At 63.0% G+C, this 17,085-nt stretch carries 15 protein-coding genes, 1 tRNA gene and 1 pseudogene; 6 read left to right on the top strand and 11 right to left on the bottom strand.

Going from position 1 to position 17,085, the window contains the following annotated elements; all coding sequences use genetic code 11:
• Positions 1-8 precede the first annotated feature (8 nt).
• From GRI65_RS06545 to GRI65_RS06530, 4 genes are read right to left on the bottom strand one after another with little or no spacing between them, the layout of a single operon-like run.
• Positions 9-965, bottom strand: coding sequence for an AAA family ATPase (locus GRI65_RS06545; RefSeq protein WP_160756507.1), 957 nt, complete (start codon positions 963-965; stop codon positions 9-11).
• A gap of 2 nt (positions 966-967) precedes the next feature.
• On the bottom strand, positions 968-2,257 hold the full coding sequence (locus GRI65_RS06540; protein WP_160755751.1) for a DUF4350 domain-containing protein: 1,290 nt from the start codon (positions 2,255-2,257) through the stop codon (positions 968-970).
• Positions 2,254-2,964 (bottom strand): hypothetical protein, encoded by a 711-nt coding sequence (locus tag GRI65_RS06535; protein ID WP_202391211.1) that lies wholly within the window; start codon positions 2,962-2,964, stop codon positions 2,254-2,256. The genes GRI65_RS06540 and GRI65_RS06535 overlap by 4 nt, the downstream gene beginning before the upstream one ends.
• Positions 2,965-3,000: 36 nt before the next feature.
• On the bottom strand, positions 3,001-3,909 hold the full coding sequence (locus GRI65_RS06530; protein WP_160755750.1) for a prephenate dehydratase: 909 nt from the start codon (positions 3,907-3,909) through the stop codon (positions 3,001-3,003).
• A gap of 186 nt (positions 3,910-4,095) precedes the next feature.
• Here GRI65_RS06530 and GRI65_RS06525 point away from each other — a divergent pair, with 186 nt between their 5' ends.
• On the top strand, positions 4,096-4,743 hold the full coding sequence (locus GRI65_RS06525) for a c-type cytochrome (protein WP_160755749.1): 648 nt from the start codon (positions 4,096-4,098) through the stop codon (positions 4,741-4,743).
• A gap of 68 nt (positions 4,744-4,811) precedes the next feature.
• Here GRI65_RS06525 and GRI65_RS06520 read toward each other — a convergent pair whose 3' ends face one another.
• Both GRI65_RS06520 and GRI65_RS06515 read right to left on the bottom strand, forming a co-directional pair.
• Positions 4,812-5,477, bottom strand: coding sequence for an RlmE family RNA methyltransferase (locus GRI65_RS06520; RefSeq protein ID WP_160755748.1), 666 nt, complete (start codon positions 5,475-5,477; stop codon positions 4,812-4,814).
• Positions 5,474-6,661 (bottom strand): Ppx/GppA phosphatase family protein, encoded by a 1,188-nt coding sequence (locus GRI65_RS06515; protein WP_160755747.1) that lies wholly within the window; start codon positions 6,659-6,661, stop codon positions 5,474-5,476. Before GRI65_RS06515 ends, GRI65_RS06520 begins: the two co-directional genes overlap by 4 nt.
• Positions 6,662-6,836: 175 nt before the next feature.
• On the opposite strand from GRI65_RS06515, the gene GRI65_RS06510 reads away from it, so the two are divergent.
• Positions 6,837-6,910 (top strand) — tRNA-Gln (locus GRI65_RS06510).
• Positions 6,911-7,475: 565 nt separating this feature from the next.
• Here GRI65_RS06510 and GRI65_RS15235 read toward each other — a convergent pair.
• The 4 genes and pseudogenes from GRI65_RS15235 to uxaC form a co-directional block, all read right to left on the bottom strand.
• Positions 7,476-7,616 (bottom strand): hypothetical protein, encoded by a 141-nt coding sequence (locus GRI65_RS15235; RefSeq protein ID WP_232843986.1) that lies wholly within the window; start codon positions 7,614-7,616, stop codon positions 7,476-7,478.
• A 23-nt stretch (positions 7,617-7,639) separates the two neighbouring features.
• A pseudogene (locus tag GRI65_RS15490) lies at positions 7,640-7,765 on the bottom strand (hypothetical protein); the annotation flags it as partial.
• A gap of 83 nt (positions 7,766-7,848) precedes the next feature.
• Positions 7,849-9,258 carry a mannitol dehydrogenase family protein gene (locus GRI65_RS06500; protein WP_332872612.1) on the bottom strand — a complete coding sequence of 470 codons (1,410 nt, stop codon included), beginning with the start codon at positions 9,256-9,258 and terminating at the stop codon, positions 7,849-7,851.
• Complete coding sequence (uxaC, locus tag GRI65_RS06495; RefSeq protein ID WP_160755744.1) at positions 9,255-10,682, bottom strand: glucuronate isomerase; 1,428 nt, start codon at positions 10,680-10,682, stop codon at positions 9,255-9,257. The genes GRI65_RS06500 and uxaC overlap by 4 nt, the downstream gene beginning before the upstream one ends.
• A gap of 128 nt (positions 10,683-10,810) precedes the next feature.
• On the opposite strand from uxaC, the gene manD reads away from it, so the two are divergent.
• Both manD and GRI65_RS06485 read left to right on the top strand, forming a co-directional pair.
• Positions 10,811-12,019 carry a D-mannonate dehydratase ManD gene (manD, locus tag GRI65_RS06490; RefSeq protein ID WP_160756505.1) on the top strand — a complete coding sequence of 403 codons (1,209 nt, stop codon included), beginning with the start codon at positions 10,811-10,813 and terminating at the stop codon, positions 12,017-12,019.
• The gene (locus tag GRI65_RS06485; protein ID WP_160755743.1) at positions 12,019-12,768 is read left to right on the top strand and encodes a FadR/GntR family transcriptional regulator; all 750 of its coding nucleotides are present in this window, start codon (positions 12,019-12,021) and stop codon (positions 12,766-12,768) included. The genes manD and GRI65_RS06485 overlap by 1 nt, the downstream gene beginning before the upstream one ends.
• Positions 12,769-12,888: 120 nt before the next feature.
• Here GRI65_RS06485 and GRI65_RS06480 read toward each other — a convergent pair whose 3' ends face one another.
• Entirely contained in the window at positions 12,889-13,881 is a 993-nt protein-coding gene (locus GRI65_RS06480; RefSeq protein ID WP_160755742.1) for an LLM class flavin-dependent oxidoreductase, read from the bottom strand.
• Between the two features lie 462 nt (positions 13,882-14,343).
• Between GRI65_RS06480 and GRI65_RS06475 the strand changes: the two genes are divergently transcribed.
• Together GRI65_RS06475 and GRI65_RS06470 are read left to right on the top strand one after the other, a co-directional pair.
• Positions 14,344-15,492, top strand: a complete 1,149-nt coding sequence (locus GRI65_RS06475; protein WP_160756504.1) for an aldose epimerase family protein — start codon at positions 14,344-14,346, stop codon at positions 15,490-15,492.
• The gene (locus GRI65_RS06470; protein ID WP_160755741.1) at positions 15,489-17,063 is read left to right on the top strand and encodes an alpha-N-arabinofuranosidase; all 1,575 of its coding nucleotides are present in this window, start codon (positions 15,489-15,491) and stop codon (positions 17,061-17,063) included. Before GRI65_RS06475 ends, GRI65_RS06470 begins: the two co-directional genes overlap by 4 nt.
• The last annotated feature ends 22 nt before the right edge of the window (positions 17,064-17,085 follow it).

The following is a 17,085-nucleotide window of genomic DNA, read 5'->3' as shown; positions in this document are numbered from 1 at the left end:
TGCGCGCCTTAGCGCGGCGCCTCCGTAGCTTCGATTAGTTCGGCAACCAGCGCTTCCATGTCGCGCCCCTCGATCTCTGCGGCGGGGCTAAGCGTCAGGCGGTGCCGTAGCACGGCGGTGGACAGCGCCTTCACATCGTCGGGAATCGTATAGTCGCGCCCCTCCAGCGCGGCGCGGGCGCGGGCAGCGTTTGCCAGCACCACGGCGGCCCGCGGGCTTGCGCCGATGGACAGGTCGGGATTGTCCCGCGTGGCGCGCACCAGCCGGACGACGTAATCGGTCACTTCCCGCGCCATCGTGACCGCGCCGACCGCCGCACTGGCCGCGTTGAGCATCGCCCCGTCGGTAACTGCAGTCACGCCCAGCGCCGCGGCGCTTCGGGGGCCCTGCCGGTCACCGTAGCGGGTCACGATCTCGGCTTCTTCGGCTTCGCTGGGATAGGACACCAGCAGCTTGAACAGGAACCGGTCGAGCTGCGCTTCGGGCAGGGGGTAAACCCCCTGGTTCTCGATCGGGTTCTGCGTCGCGACTACCAGAAACTGCTCGGACAGGCTGTGGCTTTCTCCGTCAAGGGTGACCCGGCGTTCCTGCATCGCTTCCAGCAGGGCGGCCTGCGTCTTGGGCGGGGTGCGGTTGACCTCGTCGGCCAGCAGCAGCTCACAAAAGATCGGTCCGCGCGTCAGGGTGAACTGGCTGGTCTGGAAGTTGAACAGATTGGACCCCAGGATGTCGCCCGGCAACAAATCCGGAGTGAACTGGATGCGTCCGAAATCGAGGCCCAGCGCGGCGGCGAAGCTTTGCGCCAGGAAGGTCTTTGCCGTTCCCGGAGGCCCTTCGAGCAGTACGTGGCCCTTGGCGAACAGCGCCACCAGCAGATGATCGACTGTCTCGTCCTGACCCACGATGGCCTTGGCCACTTCCGCTCGGATCGCCGCGGCGAGGTTACGGACGTCATCCAGTGTCATTGTCATCGGGAAAGCTTCCTTTCGAGGGATCGGAGCGCGTTTGCCGCGCGCAGGACTTCATGCGGTGTGCGGGCCTTGCGCAGATGGTCGAGCGTCTGGCCGAAGGATGGTTCATCGGGCAGGCGGCGGTGAAGTGCGGCGTCGATCTGGCTGTCATCGGCGCGGTGCAGGCCGAGCGCGGCGGCAATACGGCTGCGCATCATGTCGGCATAGGGAGCGGATAGCAGGTGCATCCGCCGTGTCCGCTGGATCAATCCGGCGCTGTTGGCGACAAGTTGCCGCTTGCCGAAAGCAATCGCGCGGCCTTCGCTCGCTGGCGGGCCGAATCGGCGAAACGCTCGCCAGCCGACCACCAGCATTGCGATCAGCAAGCACAGCGTGGCAGCCAGGAACGGCGGCTTCATCGCCAGTGTGAGCAAGTTTTCGGTCCCGCCGAGCCCGCTTTGCGTCAGGTCGAAAGTGACCGGGAGATCGTAGCTTTCCATACTCAGGGCTACGATTTCCCGGGCAAGCTCCGCCCGCTGCGCATCGGCCATGCCGTAATTGTTCAGCAGATCGGTTTCCGCCACGAACACGACGCCCCATTTCTCGTAAGCGTCTTCGTCGTCGCGTTCGGTGGCGGCAATGCTCGCGGCGTCCGCCAGATCGGGGTAGTAGCCCCCGTCATCGAGATAACCGATTAACGTCTCACCATCGGAATCGCGTACCACCGGCGTGATGCGGTCACCGGAAATTGACAGGCTGCGCACCGGGTCCGGCAAATTTCCGCTCATTCCGAGACCGCGCCAGTGTGGGCCGGTTGGCTCCAATTCGGTAACGGCGCCCTCCATCGCGAGATCGCCTTCGAGTTCTTGTAGCCAGAAGGGTTCGCTCGCCCCGCTGAGCAGCACCCAGCCTTTCTCCTTTTCCACATCCCATTGATCGGGAATTTCCGAGACGTTCCATTTCGGCAGGATGACCAGCGTTGGCCCGGCAAGGCGGCGATTCTCGATCACCTCGGCAAGATCCTCGGCCTCCATGAAAGCAGGCGGCGTCAGGATCAGCAGCGATTCCCCGGTCAGGGCCCCGGGGCTGCGCGACAGGCTGACATCGTAGCCGTCATCTTCCAGCAATTCGGCGAGCGCGGCATAGCCGTTGAGCCCCCGGCCCGCCGCATGGCCGCCCCCGTCATTGCCGCCGCCCGTCTGGCCCGTCCCGATGAAATACAACGTGGCGAAGAAAGCGAGTGCGCCGAACAGCACCAGTGCCAGCATGACCTTCGGGTTGAATGGCCCCGCCGCGCGGGTGGTCATGCCGGCTCACTCGCTGCCGCGGCGGACAGGTTGGCGAGGGCGAATGCACTGTAGGCATCGCGGGCGGCCTGCCAGTCCCCCGCATCAAGGCTGCGCAGCGCGAACAAGCTGCGTTCCACCCGGGTCGATATGGCCGAAAATGCAGCGCGCGCGGTGTCAGGCAAGGCAGGCAGCGCGGCGATTTCGCGCGCAGTGGAGGAGGGTTCGACCCAGTTTGGCCGGGCTGCGGTAATATGCCCGACGCTGCGCTGGAGCAGCAGATGCGTTGCCTCGTCGAACCGGCCTTCCGCTGCGAGCCGGTCCGCGTCCTCCAGCAATGCGAGCGCTTCTTCGCGCCGGGGCACCCAAGCCTCGTCTTCTTGAGCAACGCTTTGTCTGCGGCCTTCGATCAGCGGCGCGACCAGTTGGTAAAGCAGGTACAGCAGGGCAGCGATGGCCATTGCCAGCAGGACCCACTTCAATACCGGCCAGGAATCGCCGAGCATCCGGCCGAGCGGCGCGAACAATTCCGCCAGCCAGCGCCCAAGGTCCTCCAGCCAGTCGGGCGGTTCCGGTGTCTCGGGCGGTTCTACCGGAGTGTATTGAATCGACGCGTCGGACCGGACAGCTTCCCAGCCTTGCCCGGCATCCGCGTTGCCGCCCGCATCGATTTGCCCCGTTCCGCCAGTCACGGCGATGGTGGTGGCAGAGCGCGGGGCGGGGAGCAAGCCATTGGAGTGGTTAACCCCGCCGCAAGCCCAATGCTATCCGCGCGGCCGCGCCTGGCGGTAGCTTCCGAGCACGCGCATTTCCTTGCAATGGAACGCCAGTTCTTCCAGCGCCCGGTCCACTGCAGGGTCGCCCGGCGCGCCGATGATGTCGGCGTAAAACGTCGTCGCGGCGAAGCTCGCGCCCTTCTGGTAGCTTTCCAGCTTGGTCATGTTGACGCCGTTGGTCGCGAACCCGCCCATCGCCTTGTACAGGGCGGCGGGGATGTTCTTCACCTCGAACACGAAGGTCGTCATCGCGGTTTCGCCGGACAGCGATGCCGGGTCCAGCTGATCACGCGCCAGGATGACGAAGCGGGTCATGTTGTCATGCGCGTCTTCGACCTGGTTTTCCGCAATGGTCAGGCCGTAAAGGTCGGCCGCCAGGACCGGGGCAATCGCCGCAATTCTGGGATCGCCGCGTTCCGCCACATAGGCTGCAGCCCCGGCGGTATCGGCATGGCTCAGCGGCACGATCCCGCGCGCCCGCAGGAAGTGGCGCGACTGGCCCAGCGCCTGCGGATGGCTGTAAGCGGCCTCGAACGGGCCCAGGGTTCCGTCGGAACGGGGCAGCGCCATCAGCGCGTGGGAGATCGGCATGAAATGTTCGCCGACTATTGCCAGCCCGCTTTCCGGCAGCAGGAAATGGATATCCGCAACCCGCCCGTTCTGGCTGTTCTCGATCGGAATGATCGCGCTGGCGGCGCGGCCATCCTTCACCGCCTCGAGCGCGTCCTCGAAACTGAAGCACGGCAGCGGCAGGCATTCGGGCATGGCCTCGCCCGCGGCGCGGTGCGAATTGGCGCCGGGCGATCCCTGGAAAGCCACCGCTTGCGAGGGTGCGCCGGCGGCAGCTGCCTGCATCTTTTCGACCATGGCGAGGGCGGGAGCGGGAAAACTTTGCATCGTCCGGTGCGCCTAACGGCGCAAATCGCGCACCGCAACGTCGAAAAGTAGGTGCAGGGCAGCTGGCGAGTGTAATACGCCGAAGAATGCACTCCGGATTGCAATTGGCGCACTTGCAGTATCGCCAGCCTGCCCTTAAAGCGACCGCCAAACTCTTCACCAGCAAAGATGTCGGATTTTTGACGCATGGACGATCGCTTTAACACTACCGCCGGATGGGTGCTTTTCGCCGGGGTCATTGCCCTTGGACTGAGCGCGGTGGGTTCGCGCCTGTATAACGCCGACCGGGCCGAGGCGCCGGAAGAAGGTGGATATTTCATCGAGGGTGCCGCCGAAGAAGGCGCCGAGGAAGCCGGTCCCTCGCTGGCAACCCTGCTGGCGGCAGGCGACGCGGCCGCTGGTGCCAAGGTTTTCGCCAAGTGCACCGCTTGCCATACGATCGAACAAGGCGGGGCTGCGGGCATTGGCCCTAACCTGTACGGCGTCGTGGGCACCGCCATCGGCCAGCACGCACCCGGCTTTGCCTATAGCGCCGCGCTGTCGAGCCATGGCGGCAATTGGGATTACGCAGCGCTCGACGCATGGCTGAAAAGCCCCCGTGCCTTTGCCGAAGGAACGAAGATGAGCTTCGCCGGCCTGAGCAGCGCGGAAGACCGTGCCAACGTCATACTCTATATGCGCGAAAATGGCGGCGGTCCGGAATTGCCGACCCCCGAAGCACCGGCTGCCGAAGCCGCTCCTGAAGATGCTCCGCTGGACGGTGCCGTTCCCGCAACCGAAACGCTCGGCGCGGAAGAAGCTGGTGCCGTGGCAGCGCCCGTTCCGGTTGACTGAACTCGGCAAGATCTCATTGGTATAGTTCGAAGGGGCCCTGCGATTGCGGGGCCCTTTTCGTTGGTGGCTTACTGCGGGCCCTTGAACCCCTGCGCGACGACATACCATTCGGACGAGCCCTTGCGGCTGGCCGGCGGCTTGGCGTGCTTCACCGTGGTGAAATGCCGCTTGAGCAGCGACAGCAGTTCCGTGTCGGTTCCCCCAGCCAGCACCTTGGCCACGAAGGCGCCGCCCGGTGACAGGTTCTCCACCGCAAACCATGCGCCCGCTTCGACCAGTCCCATGGTCCGGAGGTGATCGGTCTGTTTATGGCCCACGGTGTTGGCGGCCATGTCGGACAGCACCAGGTCGGGCGGGCCGTCCAGGGCCTGTTCCAGCGCGGCCGGGGCATCCTCCGCCATGAAATCCATCTCGAAGATCGTCACGCCTTCGAGCGGTTCGGTGGGCAGCAGGTCGATACCGACGATCGACGCCTTGGGGCTTACCTTGCGCACGACCTGGCTCCACCCGCCCGGCGCAATTCCCAGGTCGACCACGCGCTTCGCTCCGCGCAGCAGGCGGAATTTCTCGTCCAGTTCGATCAGCTTGTACGCCGCCCGGCTGCGGTATCCGTCCGCCTTGGCCTGCTTGACATAAGGATCGTTGAGCTGCCGTTCCAGCCAGCGGACACTGGACGCGGTGCGGCCTTTGGCGGTTTTGACCCGTTTGCCAAGGTCGGGGCCAGACCGACTCACGCGGCACCGCCAGTGCGCGAATTAAGCACCGCGGCACGGCTTTTCTCGCCTTCGACGTCGGCTGCCATAAGGCTGCGCAGGATGCCCTCGCGGATGCCGCGGTCGGCCACGCCCAGTTGCTTCGCCGGCCAGATGTCCAGAATCGATTCGAGGATCGCACAGCCTGCAACCACCAGGTCTGCCCGGTCGCTGCCGATGCATGGCAGGTTGCGCAGTTCTTCGGGCGCCATCCCTGACAGACGGGTACTGATATCGCGCATGGATGCCGACGGGACGATCAGCCCGTCCACCGCGCGCCGGTCGTATTGCGGCAGTTCCAGATGCAGGCTCGCCAGCGTCGTTACCGTGCCGCTAGTGCCGAGCAGGCGGATGCTGCCCTCCGGTCCGGCGAGCGGAGCGATCCGCTGGGCGAATTCCGCGAAACTTGCGGCTACCAGCCGCCGCATTTCATCGTATCGGGCAATCCGGTCGTCCAGGCCCGGACCCTTGGCTTCACCTACCGTATCGGTCAGGGAGACCACGCCCCAAGGCACGCTTTGCCAGTCGATAATGCGCGGAACCGGTCCGCCCGGTTCGATCAGGATCAATTCGGTCGAACCGCCGCCGATGTCGAAAATGACCGCAGGACCCTCGCCGCCTTCCAGCAGGATGTGGCATCCCAGCACGGCCAGGCGAGCTTCTTCCTCGGCAGTAATTATATCCAGCACGATGCCCGTCTCCTCGCGCACGCGCTCGATGAATTTCATGCCGTTGGAGGCCCGACGGCAGGCCTCGGTCGCGACGGAGCGCGCGAGATGTACATTGCGACGGCGCAATTTGTCGGCGCAAACCTGCAATGCCCCGAGCGCGCGGTCCATCGCGACGTCGCTCAACTTGCCCGACTTGGCCAAGCCTTCGCCCAACCGGACAACCCGGCTGAACGCGTCAATGACCGTGAAGTTTTCGCCGGAAGGCCGCGCGATCAGCAAGCGGCAATTGTTGGTGCCGAGATCCAGCGCGGCATAGGCCTGACGCCGTTCGGAAGGCGCGCAAAGCTCGTTGGCTGCCTTGCCATTGCTGCCAGGCCTGATTTTGTGTTTCGGCTGCGAGGGGCGCTTGTAGCGAAAATCTGCTACCTTACCGGACTTGCCGCCCCCGGTTTTGCCAGCCGTATCCTGACTGTCCGGCGGAGAATGATCCGCCATTGCACGTAAACTTTCTATTCCTCCCGCAGAAATGCCGCGGGGACCTGTTTACGATGCTAGCGAGCGAATGGCGCGGGGGCAAGCGGATCGACAAGCGCCTTGACGCCGCGCGCTGGCAAAACTAGATGCACGCCGCTCGAAGCGCGTCGCGGCAACCACCCCGCCCGATGCATGATGCCCCGTCGTCTAATGGTAAGACTACGGACTCTGACTCCGTCAATTGAGGTTCGAATCCTCACGGGGCATCCAGTTTTTTGTGACTTCATCCTATGATTAAAAGGCTTTACGTCGGCGAAGGGTCTAACCGGGGATCGGTCCGCCATTGCTTTAACCCACACCGAATTCAGCGCGTCCGCCATTTTCTGCTATCGCAGCATGGCGTCGGCACTTGCGGGCAGTCATACGATGAAAGCCAGTTGCGCAAGGTTTATACCGCCAAGATCAAGGCGTTCCGGCATGATGATGATGACCTATGGCACGGAGACACGACTCGGGGCGCGGAGATCATGGTCCGAAAAATGGAGCGTACGCGGGGCAGGAGCCTTAGCGGTCGCGGAGGACCACCTTAGAACTCAAATCGCAGCTGCGCTCCGTATGAGCGGGGTTCGCCATACGCAGCGCTGATGAAACCGCTCGCCCCGGTTTAGAGCTGCAAGCCCCCGACCTTGTATTCCGTTTCGGTCAGGTTTTTGACATAAAGGGACAGGTCCAAATTCGAATTCATGATGTTTTGCCAGCCCACATTCGCATCGAGTAACCAGTACAATTCCTGCCTGAGAAGTGGACGGACCGCGTCCGACATAAAGGGCCGCGATCAGGCCCTGGCGCTGCGCATGTGGGCGATCGAGCGGAACAGGAAGGGGAGGGCGGGGATCGTGGTTTCGGGCACCAGCACGTTGAGCGGCGCCATGTTGATACGCTCGAAATCCACACCGCCGAACTGCGCCAGCTCCATCGTATCGTTCTGCTGCCCAATTGCTCGGACGGATAGATTTCCACCTTGAGCCTGCCGTTGGTGCGCGAGGCCAGATCCGCGGCAAAGAACTTCAGCGCCTCGACAATGGGATAGCCGTCGGGCTGACTGTCTGCCGCGCGCAGCGGCATCGGCCCCACGCCGCAGCTCGTAACAAGAGCGGCGAGGCTGGCCGTACCAGCGGTTTTGAGCAGGCCGCGCCGGTCCATCACGATCAATCGGATCTTGCAGCGACAAGACGCTGGAGATGTGAAATTGTGGGCTCATCGGCGATATAGCTGGAAGCGAACATTCCTCCGCGACCGACCAGCGCGGGGACGATTCCGGCCATCCCCTCCTCAGACCACAATTGAGCCAGTCTGCCGGCCATCGGATCATTGACGTTGGCAGAACCCCCGCGCACGTGGACAATCCAGGACGCAAGCGCCTCGAGCAAGGCCGGACAATCGCCTCCGTCCTGTTGGTGGAAGGCCAGCGTTTCCAACCAGCGCTGCGGAATCTTCTGCGATCCATCCATTGCGATCTGCACCAGTCGGTGCTCGAGCGCAGGATTGTCGAACCGTTCCTTGAGCCGGTCGGCGTAACCGGCGAGATCCTGGCCCGGCGCAGGTGACAGGCTGGAAGCGGCCTCGACGCGCATCAGCCGGCCGACCAACTGCCGGATGGCATCATGCTGCATGGCTTCGTGCACGAATACCAGCCCTCGCTCCAGCCCAAGATAGGCCATCGCGGAGTGCGCCCCGTTCAGCATCCGCAGCTTCGCCGTCTCGTACGGGTGGACGTCTTGCACCAGCTGGGCGCCGGCATTCTCCCACTTCGGGCGCGCCCCCGCGAAGACGTCCTCGATCACCCACTGGCTGAAGGCTTCGGTGAAAACCGCGCCTTCGTCCCGGACGCCGAGACGTTCGGCGAGCAGGTCCAGGTCCTTGCCGGTCGTGGCCGGCACGATCCGGTCGACCATGGAGGACGGGAACGTGCAGTTTGCCGCACACCAGGCAGCCAACTCGGGATTGCTGCGTTCGAGAAACGCCAACAGCAGCCGTTCCAGTTGCTTGCCGTTCTGCGCCAGATTGTCGCAGCTGAGCAGCGTCAATGCGCCGAGGCCTGCAGCCTTGCGGCGCTCCATCGCCTGCGCAAGATAGCCATAGATGCTGGCGGGATCACCGCCCGCCAGTTCGGTTGCCACGGCTTCGTTCGTTTCGTCCAGCGCTCCGCCGGCGCCTTGGCAATAACCCTTTTCGGTGACCGTCAGGGTCACGATATGCGTGTCTGCCGAAGCAAGCGCGGCGACCACCGCCTCGGGGTTTTCCGGCGCTACGAGCACCTGTGCAATCGATCCGACAAGACTGGTCTTCGCTGCTCCGGCGCTTTTCTGCGTCACCGTGTACAATCCGTCCTGCGGCTCCAACTGGTTCCGAACGCCTGCGCTGCGCAGCGATACCCCGCAAATACGCCAGTCACGGTCCCCCTGGCTCATGGCCAGGTCGGTATATTCCGCCTGATGCGCGCGGTGGAACGCGCCGATTCCGAGGTGGACGATGCCGCATTTCTGCTCAGCGACCGCATAGGACGGGCGGATGACATCGGCAGGCAGGGAGTGAACGGTTCCTGCGTTCAGCCTCACAATTTGTAGGCCTTCTTGGCCAGCCCATAGGCCAGGTCGTGCGCCAGTTGTGCCGCCTCCCATTCCTCCATCCGGTGCTCGGCCACCAATTGCGCCAGAAACCCGCAATCCATCCGCCGGGCGAGGTCATGGCGGGCGGGGATCGAGAGAAACGCGCGGGTATCGTCGTTGAAGCCCACGGTGTTGTAGAACCCTGCGGTCTCGGTAACTTGCTGGCGGAAGCGTCGCATTCCTTCCGGGCTGTCGTGGAACCACCAGGACGGGCCGAGTTTGAGCGCCGGATAATGCCCCGCAAGCGGCGCGAGTTCGCGCGAATAGCTGGTCTCGTCGAGGGTGAAGAGAATGATCGTGAGAGCGGTCTCGTTGCCGTAGCGGGTTAGCAGCGGCTGCAACGCGCGGACATAATCGGTTGCAAGCGGAATGTCCGCGCCTTTGTCCCGCCCGTATGTTTCGAACAGCCAGGGGTTGTGGTTGCGAAATGCACCGGGATGGATCTGCATGACCAGCCCGTCCTCCAGGCTCATGCCTGCCATTACTGTCAGCATGTGGGCGCGGAACAGTTCGGCATCTTCCGGTGTGACCTGTTCGCTGGTTATCCGTGCAAACAGTGCCCGTGCCTCTGTTTCGGTCAGGTCGGCGGTCGCGGCCGTGGGATGGCCGTGATCGGTCGAAGTCGCGCCCATCCGGGCAAAGAAGGCCCGCCGCTTTCGATGCGCGGCAAGATAGCCGTCATAATCCAGTGCATCTTCACCGGTAAGTTCTGAGAATCGCGCCAAATTGCTTCGGAACCCCTCGAATCCAGGATCCACCACCGTGTCGGGGCGATACGCGGTAATTACGCGTCCACCCCAGCCGCTGGCACGGATCGCGGCATGATGTTCCAGCGTGTCGATCGGGGATTCGGTAGTGGCGATCAATTCGATATTGAACTGTTCGAACAGCGAGCGGGGACGAAATGCGTCCTGCTGCAACTGCTCGGTGATGGTGTCGTAATAGAAGTCCGACGTTTCGGCAGACAGCAGGACGTCCAGCTTGAACACTTCCGCGAACACCCAGTCGAGCCACATGCGCGACGGGGTTCCGCGGAACAGATGGAAATTGTTCGCGAGCAGGCGCCACGCTTCGCGCGGGTCGGCTGCCGTATCCTGGCCTAGCCGCGGCACGCCCAGCGCATCCATGCTGATGCCTTGGCTATAGAGCATCCGGAGCAGGTAGTGGTCAGGCACCAGCAACAGGTCCGCGGCGTTGCCGAAGCTGTCATTCTCCGCAAACCAGCGCGGATCTGTATGCCCGTGAGGGCTGATGATCGGCAGGTTGGCGACTTCCGAATACAGATCGCGCGCGATACCGCGAACGGTCGGCTCGGCCGGAAACAGGCGATCCGGGTTGAGGTTCAGGGGCTTCACGCGTCTCGATACCTTCATGACTCGACCAGTTCGGAATCCGCACCGGCTATTGGTAAAACAACTTGTCAGATGTGGCCTGACCAGTCTACCTAAATTTCCGTGCTGAACTGCCAGGTCAGGCGATCGCGAATGAGGAGATGAGTTCGGTGAAAATCCAGGCTGCACGGGTGATTGTCACCTGCCCGGGGCGCAATTTCGTGACCCTGAAAATCGAAACCGACCAGGGTGTCTACGGAATTGGCGATGCCACACTGAACGGACGCGAATTGTCCGTGGTCTCCTATCTCGAGGATCACGTTATCCCAGCCCTGATCGGCAAGGATCCGCAGCGGATCGAGGATATCTGGCAGTACCTCTATCGCGGGGCGTATTGGCGCCGCGGCCCCGTTACCATGCGTGCCATCGCCGCGGTGGACGTTGCCTTGTGGGACATCAAGGCCAAGATGGCGGGAATGCCGCTCTACCAGTTGCTCGGCGGCAGGAGCCGGGACCATGTCATGGTCTATGGCCATGCCAGCGGGGGTGACATTGCCGAAACGGTCGATGCAGTCGGCCAGTATATCGACATGGGCTACAAAGCGATCCGCGCGCAGACCGGCATCCCCGGCGTCAAGGACGCCTACGGGGTCGGCCGCGGCAAGCTGCATTACGAACCGGCCGATGCCGCGCTGCCGTCGGAAACCGGCTGGAATACGCGCAAGGCTCTCAACTACGTGCCCAAGCTGTTCGAGAAACTTCGCGATACCTACGGCTTCGACCATCACCTGCTGCACGATGGGCACCATCGCTATACGCCTCAGGAAGCCGCCAATCTGGGCAGGATGCTTGAGCCGTATCAACTGTTCTGGCTGGAAGACGTGACGCCGGCGGAAAACCAGGAAGCGTTCAAGCTGGTTCGCCATCATACGGTTACGCCGCTGGCGGTAGGTGAGATCTTCAACTCGATCTGGGACGCAAAGGATCTGATCCAGAACCAGCTGATCGATTACATCCGCACGACCGTGGTCGGCGCGGGGGGCCTGACGCATCTGCGCCGGATCGCCGATTTCGCGGCGCTCTACCAGATCCGTACCGGCTGCCACGGCGCGACCGACCTCTCGCCCGTGACAATGGGCGCGGCGCTTCATTTCGATACCTGGGTGCCTAATTTCGGTATCCAGGAATACATGCGCCACAGTGACGAAACCGATGATGTCTTTCCGCACGATTACAGCTTTGCGGATGGATATCTGAGTGTCGGCGATACACCCGGCCACGGGGTCGACATCGACGAGGAACTGGCTGCGAAACATCCCTACAAACCGGCCTATCTGCCTGTTGCGCGGCTGGCAGACGGGACAATGTGGAACTGGTGATGGGAACCTCGCTGGACGGACGAAAACTTTACGAGCAAGTCGCCGCGGCGATGATCGCCGAAATCCGGGACCGCACCTTCCCGGTCGGCGCGAAGCTGCCGTCGGAGCGCGACTTGGCCGAACGTTTCCAGGTCAGCCGCCCAACGGTGCGGGAAGCCATGCTGGCGCTCGAACTGCGCGGGCTGGTCGAGCCGCGCCGAGGCTCCGGAATCTTCGTAGTGGAACCACAGCAGTCACCGGCGGAAAGCACTGATTTTGACATCGGTGCCTTCGAACTCACCGAAGCAAGGGCACTGTTCGAGGGCGAGGCCGCCGCGCTCGCCGCGAGCCTGATCACCGGGGACGAACTGGCGCGGCTTGACTCCATTCTGGAGGAGATGATCGGACAGAACGTCGACAATGCAGGCGACGAATCCGCCGACCGCGAATTCCATGTGACGATAGCACGGGCCACGCGCAACGCCGCGATCCTGCATGTTGTCGAGAGCCTGTGGGACGTCCGCTACAATTCGCCGCTGTGCCGCCACATGCTCGACCGGGCCCGCAAACACGGCATCAAGCCGCAAATCGAGGAGCACACGAGAATCCTCGACGCACTTCGGCGTGGCAACCCGGCGGATGCGCGCATTGCCATGCGCGACCACCTCGGCCGGGTGATCAACGGCCTGCTCGAAGTGACGGAAACCGAGACACTCGAGCGCGCGCATAGCGAGATAAAGACGCAGCGGGAGCGTTACGGGCTACGCTGATCCGGCAATCATCGGGCCAAGGCGTCTATGAGGCCGCATCCCATGGGTGCACTTGGCGATCGTCCATCACCTCCGTGGATAGCGGACGTTCAGAGCGAAACCAGTAGCGGGGATGGCCATTTACGTAGCGGGCGCAGCATTTGCCTCCGCGATGATCTTGAAGGATTCCAGCCGCTTTTCCGGATCGAAAATGTCCGAGACGATCATGAGTTCATCGGCGCCGGTTCGATCGATCATGCTGCGGAGACCCTCTCGAACCGTTTCCGGGCTGCCAACCACGCTGCACGCCAGCATCTGCGACGCCTGCGCCTTTTCCTGCGGTGACCAGTAGCGTTCGATGTCATCGATCGGCGGCTGCATCAGGCCGCGCACGCCCCGAAGCATATTGGCGAACGACATTTGCTGGGACGTTGCCAGCCGGCGAGCCTCTTCGTCGGTTTCCGCTGCAATCACGTTCATCCCGACCAGCGCGTAGGGCGCACACAGTTGCTCGGACGGCTTGAAACGCTCCCGGTATATATTCAGCGCGGCGTCGAGGGCCTGGGGAGCGAAATGCGAAGCAAACCCGTAAGGAAGGCCCAGTTCCGCAGCCAGCTGCGCTCCGAACAGGCTTGAGCCGAGAATCCACAGAGGGACGTTTGTATCGGAGCCCGGGACGGCTTCGATCCGCTGCCCGGGTTGAACCGGACCAAGGAACGCCTGCAGCTCCAGAACATCCTGGGGGAAATGATCCGACGCGCCGGGATCGCGCCTGAGCGCCCGCAGCGTCATCTGGTCGGTACCGGGTGCACGGCCGAGCCCAAGGTCGATCCGTCCCGGGAACAGGGTTGCCAATGTGCCGAATTGCTCGGCGATCACATACGGGGAATGGTTCGGCAGCATGATGCCGCCTGCCCCTACCCGTATCGTGTTCGTTCCCGATGCAATGTGCTGGATCACAAGCGAAGTCGCCGCGGTCGTGACTGCCGGCATATTGTGATGTTCCGCGACCCAGAACCTTTGGTAACCCCAGGCTTCGGCATTACCGGCGAGAGTTCTTGCCTCGTCGAGAGCCGTGCGCCGGTCACTGGCTTGCCTAACCCTTCCAAGTTCAAGAATTGACAATGCGGTCATGAATTGCGCGCCCTTCTGGGGGCATGGCCCCTTGATATTACGTGAGACAAACGGCCCGCAATACATCCATGCCACCACCTACGGAAGACATGCCACCACCTACGGAAGAATTTCGGCGTATCATGCTGTTTGACACCGAGGAAAATCGATGTCCGCAAATAGCAGGATTTCGTCGAAGAGACGGTAGCGCGGCCTGGACTGGATCAGTCTGTCTGTCGCTGGAAATGGTTCGTGCACCGGACAAATTCAAGGCAATTGGCGGCCTTTGTCCTCTTCGGACTTTGAGTCTGAATCGGGCCGTAACGCCGGTTGGTCCCTCGCTCGACCAGTAGGGCACCCGCGCAAAAGACACTTTGCAATTAGCCAATTGTCTGACAAATAAAACTCCAGCGCTGCGGCACGTCAGCGGTACATTGGGGTGGAGGCGATATGCGGCAGATTTGGACTAAGGCGGCGGGCGGGATGCGCGCCGGAGTTACGGCGGTGGCCGCGGTTGCCAGCATGCAAGTGATGGCCGCGGATGCCCAGCGTGAAGATGCGGGAGTGCTGGCCGACGGCACCGCAGTGGAAGCCGTTACCCTCTCCAACGCCAATGGGGTTTCCGCGCGGATACTTTCCTACGGCGCGACACTGCAATCGCTCCATGCACCCGACCGTGAAGGCGTGCCATCGGACATTACGCTGGGGTATGACGACGCCCAGAGTTACCAGACGCGCCCCAATTATTTCGGCGTGACCGTGGGGCGCTATGCCAACCGCATCGCGGGCGGCCGGTTCACCCTGGACGTCAAGCCGGTGCAACTGACGCTTAACGACGGCGCGAATTCGCTGCACGGCGGCACGGACGGTTTTGACAAGCGCAACTGGCGGATCGTGTCGGTGACGAGCGGACCGGTGGCACGGGCAGTTCTCGAAATTGACAGCCCTGACGGGGACCAGGGCTACCCTGGCGCACTGTCGGTCAGGGTAACCTACACGCTGGACGAGGGCGGCGACCTTGGCATCCTGTTCGAAGCCGAGACCGATGCGCCGACTGTGGTCAACATGACCAATCATGCGCTGTTCAACCTTTCCGGGCAGGGCTCCGGCGAAGACGCCACCGGCCACTGGCTGGTCATGCCCGCCAGCCGTTATACCCCGGTCGACGATGCGTTGATCCCGACCGGCGAACTCCGTCAGGTGGTCGGATCGCCATTTGATTTTCGTAGCCCACGGATGGTTGCGGAAGGACTGCGGGACGGCAGCGATCCGCAGATCGTGATCGGGCGCGGATATGATCACAATTGGGCGCTCGACAAGGGCCGCACCGCCGAGCCGGAATTGGCGGCGCGGCTGGTCCATCCCGGATCGGGCAGGGTGCTGGATGTGTTGACGACCGAACCCGGTCTGCAATTCTACAGCGGCAATTTCCTTGTCGGCACCGTCACCGGCAAAGGTGGAACCGTCTACCGAATGGGTGACGGGTTGGCGCTGGAACCGCAGTTGTTCCCCGACACGCCGAACCAGCCCGCGTTCGGTTCCGCCCGCATCGTGCCGGGCGCCCCCTATCGCCACCAGATGATTTACCGGGTCTACACGATGCCCGCGGACCAAGGGGAAGCAGGCCAATGAATTTCGCAAAACTTGCTTCCGCCGCCGCGCTGCTGCTGGCCGTGCCGCTCGCTCCGCTAACGGCACAGGATGTTACGGTCACCGTCGACGCCGACGCCCCGGGACCGCAGATCAACCGGCACATCTTCGGCCAGTTTGCCGAACATCTCGGCACCGGCATCTACGGCGGCGTCTGGGTTGGTGCGGATTCGGAGATACCGAACGTGCGCGGCATTCGCAGCGATGTCGTCGCGGCCCTACGCGCCATCCGCGTGCCCAACGTGCGCTATCCTGGCGGCTGCTTTGCCGACGAATACCACTGGCGGGATGGGATTGGCGAGACCAGGCGCTCGACCGTCAACGCGAACTGGGGCGGCGCGATCGAACCCAACACCTTCGGCACCGACGAGTTTTTCGATTTTGTCGAGCAGATCGATTCGGAGGCCTTCATTTCCGTCAACGTCGGATCGGGCACAATCGCGGAAGCTGCCGACTGGATGGGCTATATGACCGCCGACACCCGCAGCACCGCAGGGCAGGAACGCGCGGCAAATGGCCATGAGGAAGCGTATGAAGTGCCTTTCCTCGGCCTCGGCAACGAAAGCTGGGGCTGCGGCGGCAACATGCGGCCTGAACATTATGTCGACCTGATGAAGCGCCACGCGCGCTTCGACCGCAATTACAATCCGGAGCAGGCCGAAGGTGGTGAACGCCCGATGATACGCGTCGCCGTGGGACCCAGCGACGACGACCCGCGCTACACCGAAGCGGTAATGAAGGCGTGGTCGGACCGGGATTGGAGCTGGTCCATCGAGGGGCTGTCGCTGCACAGCTATACCGTACCGCAATGGCCGCCATCCCTGCCCAGTGTCGGGTTTGACGAGGGCGACTATGCACTGATCCTGCAGACCACGCTAAAGATGGACGAGCGGATCAAGCTCCATTCGGAAATCATGGACCGGCATGACCCTGAAAAGAAGGTCGCGCTGATCGTGGACGAGTGGGGGGTATGGCTGGCAGAAGATCCCGGCACACCGAAAGGCTTCCTGCAGCAACAGAACTCGCTGCGTGACGGTATCCTCGCGGCGCTCAATTTCAACATCTTCGCCCGTCATGCCGATCGGGTGCGCGGAGCCAATATCGCCCAGATGGTGAACGTGCTGCAGGCGATGATCCTGACCGACGGGCCGAAGATGGTGCTGACCCCGACCTATCATGTGCACCGCCTGTATCTGCCAATGCAGGACGCGACGCTGGTGCCGGTCCGGTTCGAAGCTGGTAGCTACACCCACGAAGGTATCACCTTGCCCGGCGTGGATGCGGCGGCATTCCGCGACAAGGCGGGCGGGCTGTGGCTGGCCCTTGTCAATCTCGATCCGAATCAATCGCGCGAGATTGCAATCGATGTGACGGGCCTGGCGGTTACGGCCGCGAAGGGTGAAGTGCTTACCGGCGACAACGTCAATTCGCTCAACACTTTCGACGCGCCTGACAACGTCGCGCCGGCGCCGATCGCCGGGACGGTTACGGACGGCACGCTGCGGGTGGAGTTGCCAGGCAAATCGGTCGCGGTGCTGGCACTAACGCCCTAAGGCGCCGCGAACGGGGCGCCGG

Source organism: Allopontixanthobacter sediminis (assembly GCF_009828115.1).
GTDB classification, from domain to species: domain Bacteria; phylum Pseudomonadota; class Alphaproteobacteria; order Sphingomonadales; family Sphingomonadaceae; genus Allopontixanthobacter; species Allopontixanthobacter sediminis.
This window is presented reverse-complemented; position numbering and strand designations above follow the sequence as displayed.

Bases quoted from the DNA above. Each gene is read 5' to 3' on its own strand.
- GRI65_RS06545 (WP_160756507.1), bottom strand. From the start codon at position 965: ATGACACTGGATGACGTCCGTAACCTCGCCGCGGCGATCCGAGCGGAA.
- GRI65_RS06540 (WP_160755751.1), bottom strand. From the start codon at position 2,257: ATGACCACCCGCGCGGCGGGGCCATTCAACCCGAAGGTCATGCTGGCA.
- GRI65_RS06530 (WP_160755750.1), bottom strand. From the start codon at position 3,909: ATGCAAAGTTTTCCCGCTCCCGCCCTCGCCATGGTCGAAAAGATGCAG.
- GRI65_RS06525 (WP_160755749.1), top strand. From the start codon at position 4,096: ATGGACGATCGCTTTAACACTACCGCCGGATGGGTGCTTTTCGCCGGG.
- GRI65_RS06515 (WP_160755747.1), bottom strand. From the start codon at position 6,661: ATGGCGGATCATTCTCCGCCGGACAGTCAGGATACGGCTGGCAAAACC.
- GRI65_RS15235 (WP_232843986.1), bottom strand. From the start codon at position 7,616: ATGGAGCTGGCGCAGTTCGGCGGTGTGGATTTCGAGCGTATCAACATG.
- uxaC (WP_160755744.1), bottom strand. From the start codon at position 10,682: ATGAAGGTATCGAGACGCGTGAAGCCCCTGAACCTCAACCCGGATCGC.
- GRI65_RS06485 (WP_160755743.1), top strand. From the start codon at position 12,019: ATGGGAACCTCGCTGGACGGACGAAAACTTTACGAGCAAGTCGCCGCG.
- GRI65_RS06480 (WP_160755742.1), bottom strand. From the start codon at position 13,881: ATGACCGCATTGTCAATTCTTGAACTTGGAAGGGTTAGGCAAGCCAGT.
- GRI65_RS06475 (WP_160756504.1), top strand. From the start codon at position 14,344: ATGCGCGCCGGAGTTACGGCGGTGGCCGCGGTTGCCAGCATGCAAGTG.
- GRI65_RS06470 (WP_160755741.1), top strand. From the start codon at position 15,489: ATGAATTTCGCAAAACTTGCTTCCGCCGCCGCGCTGCTGCTGGCCGTG.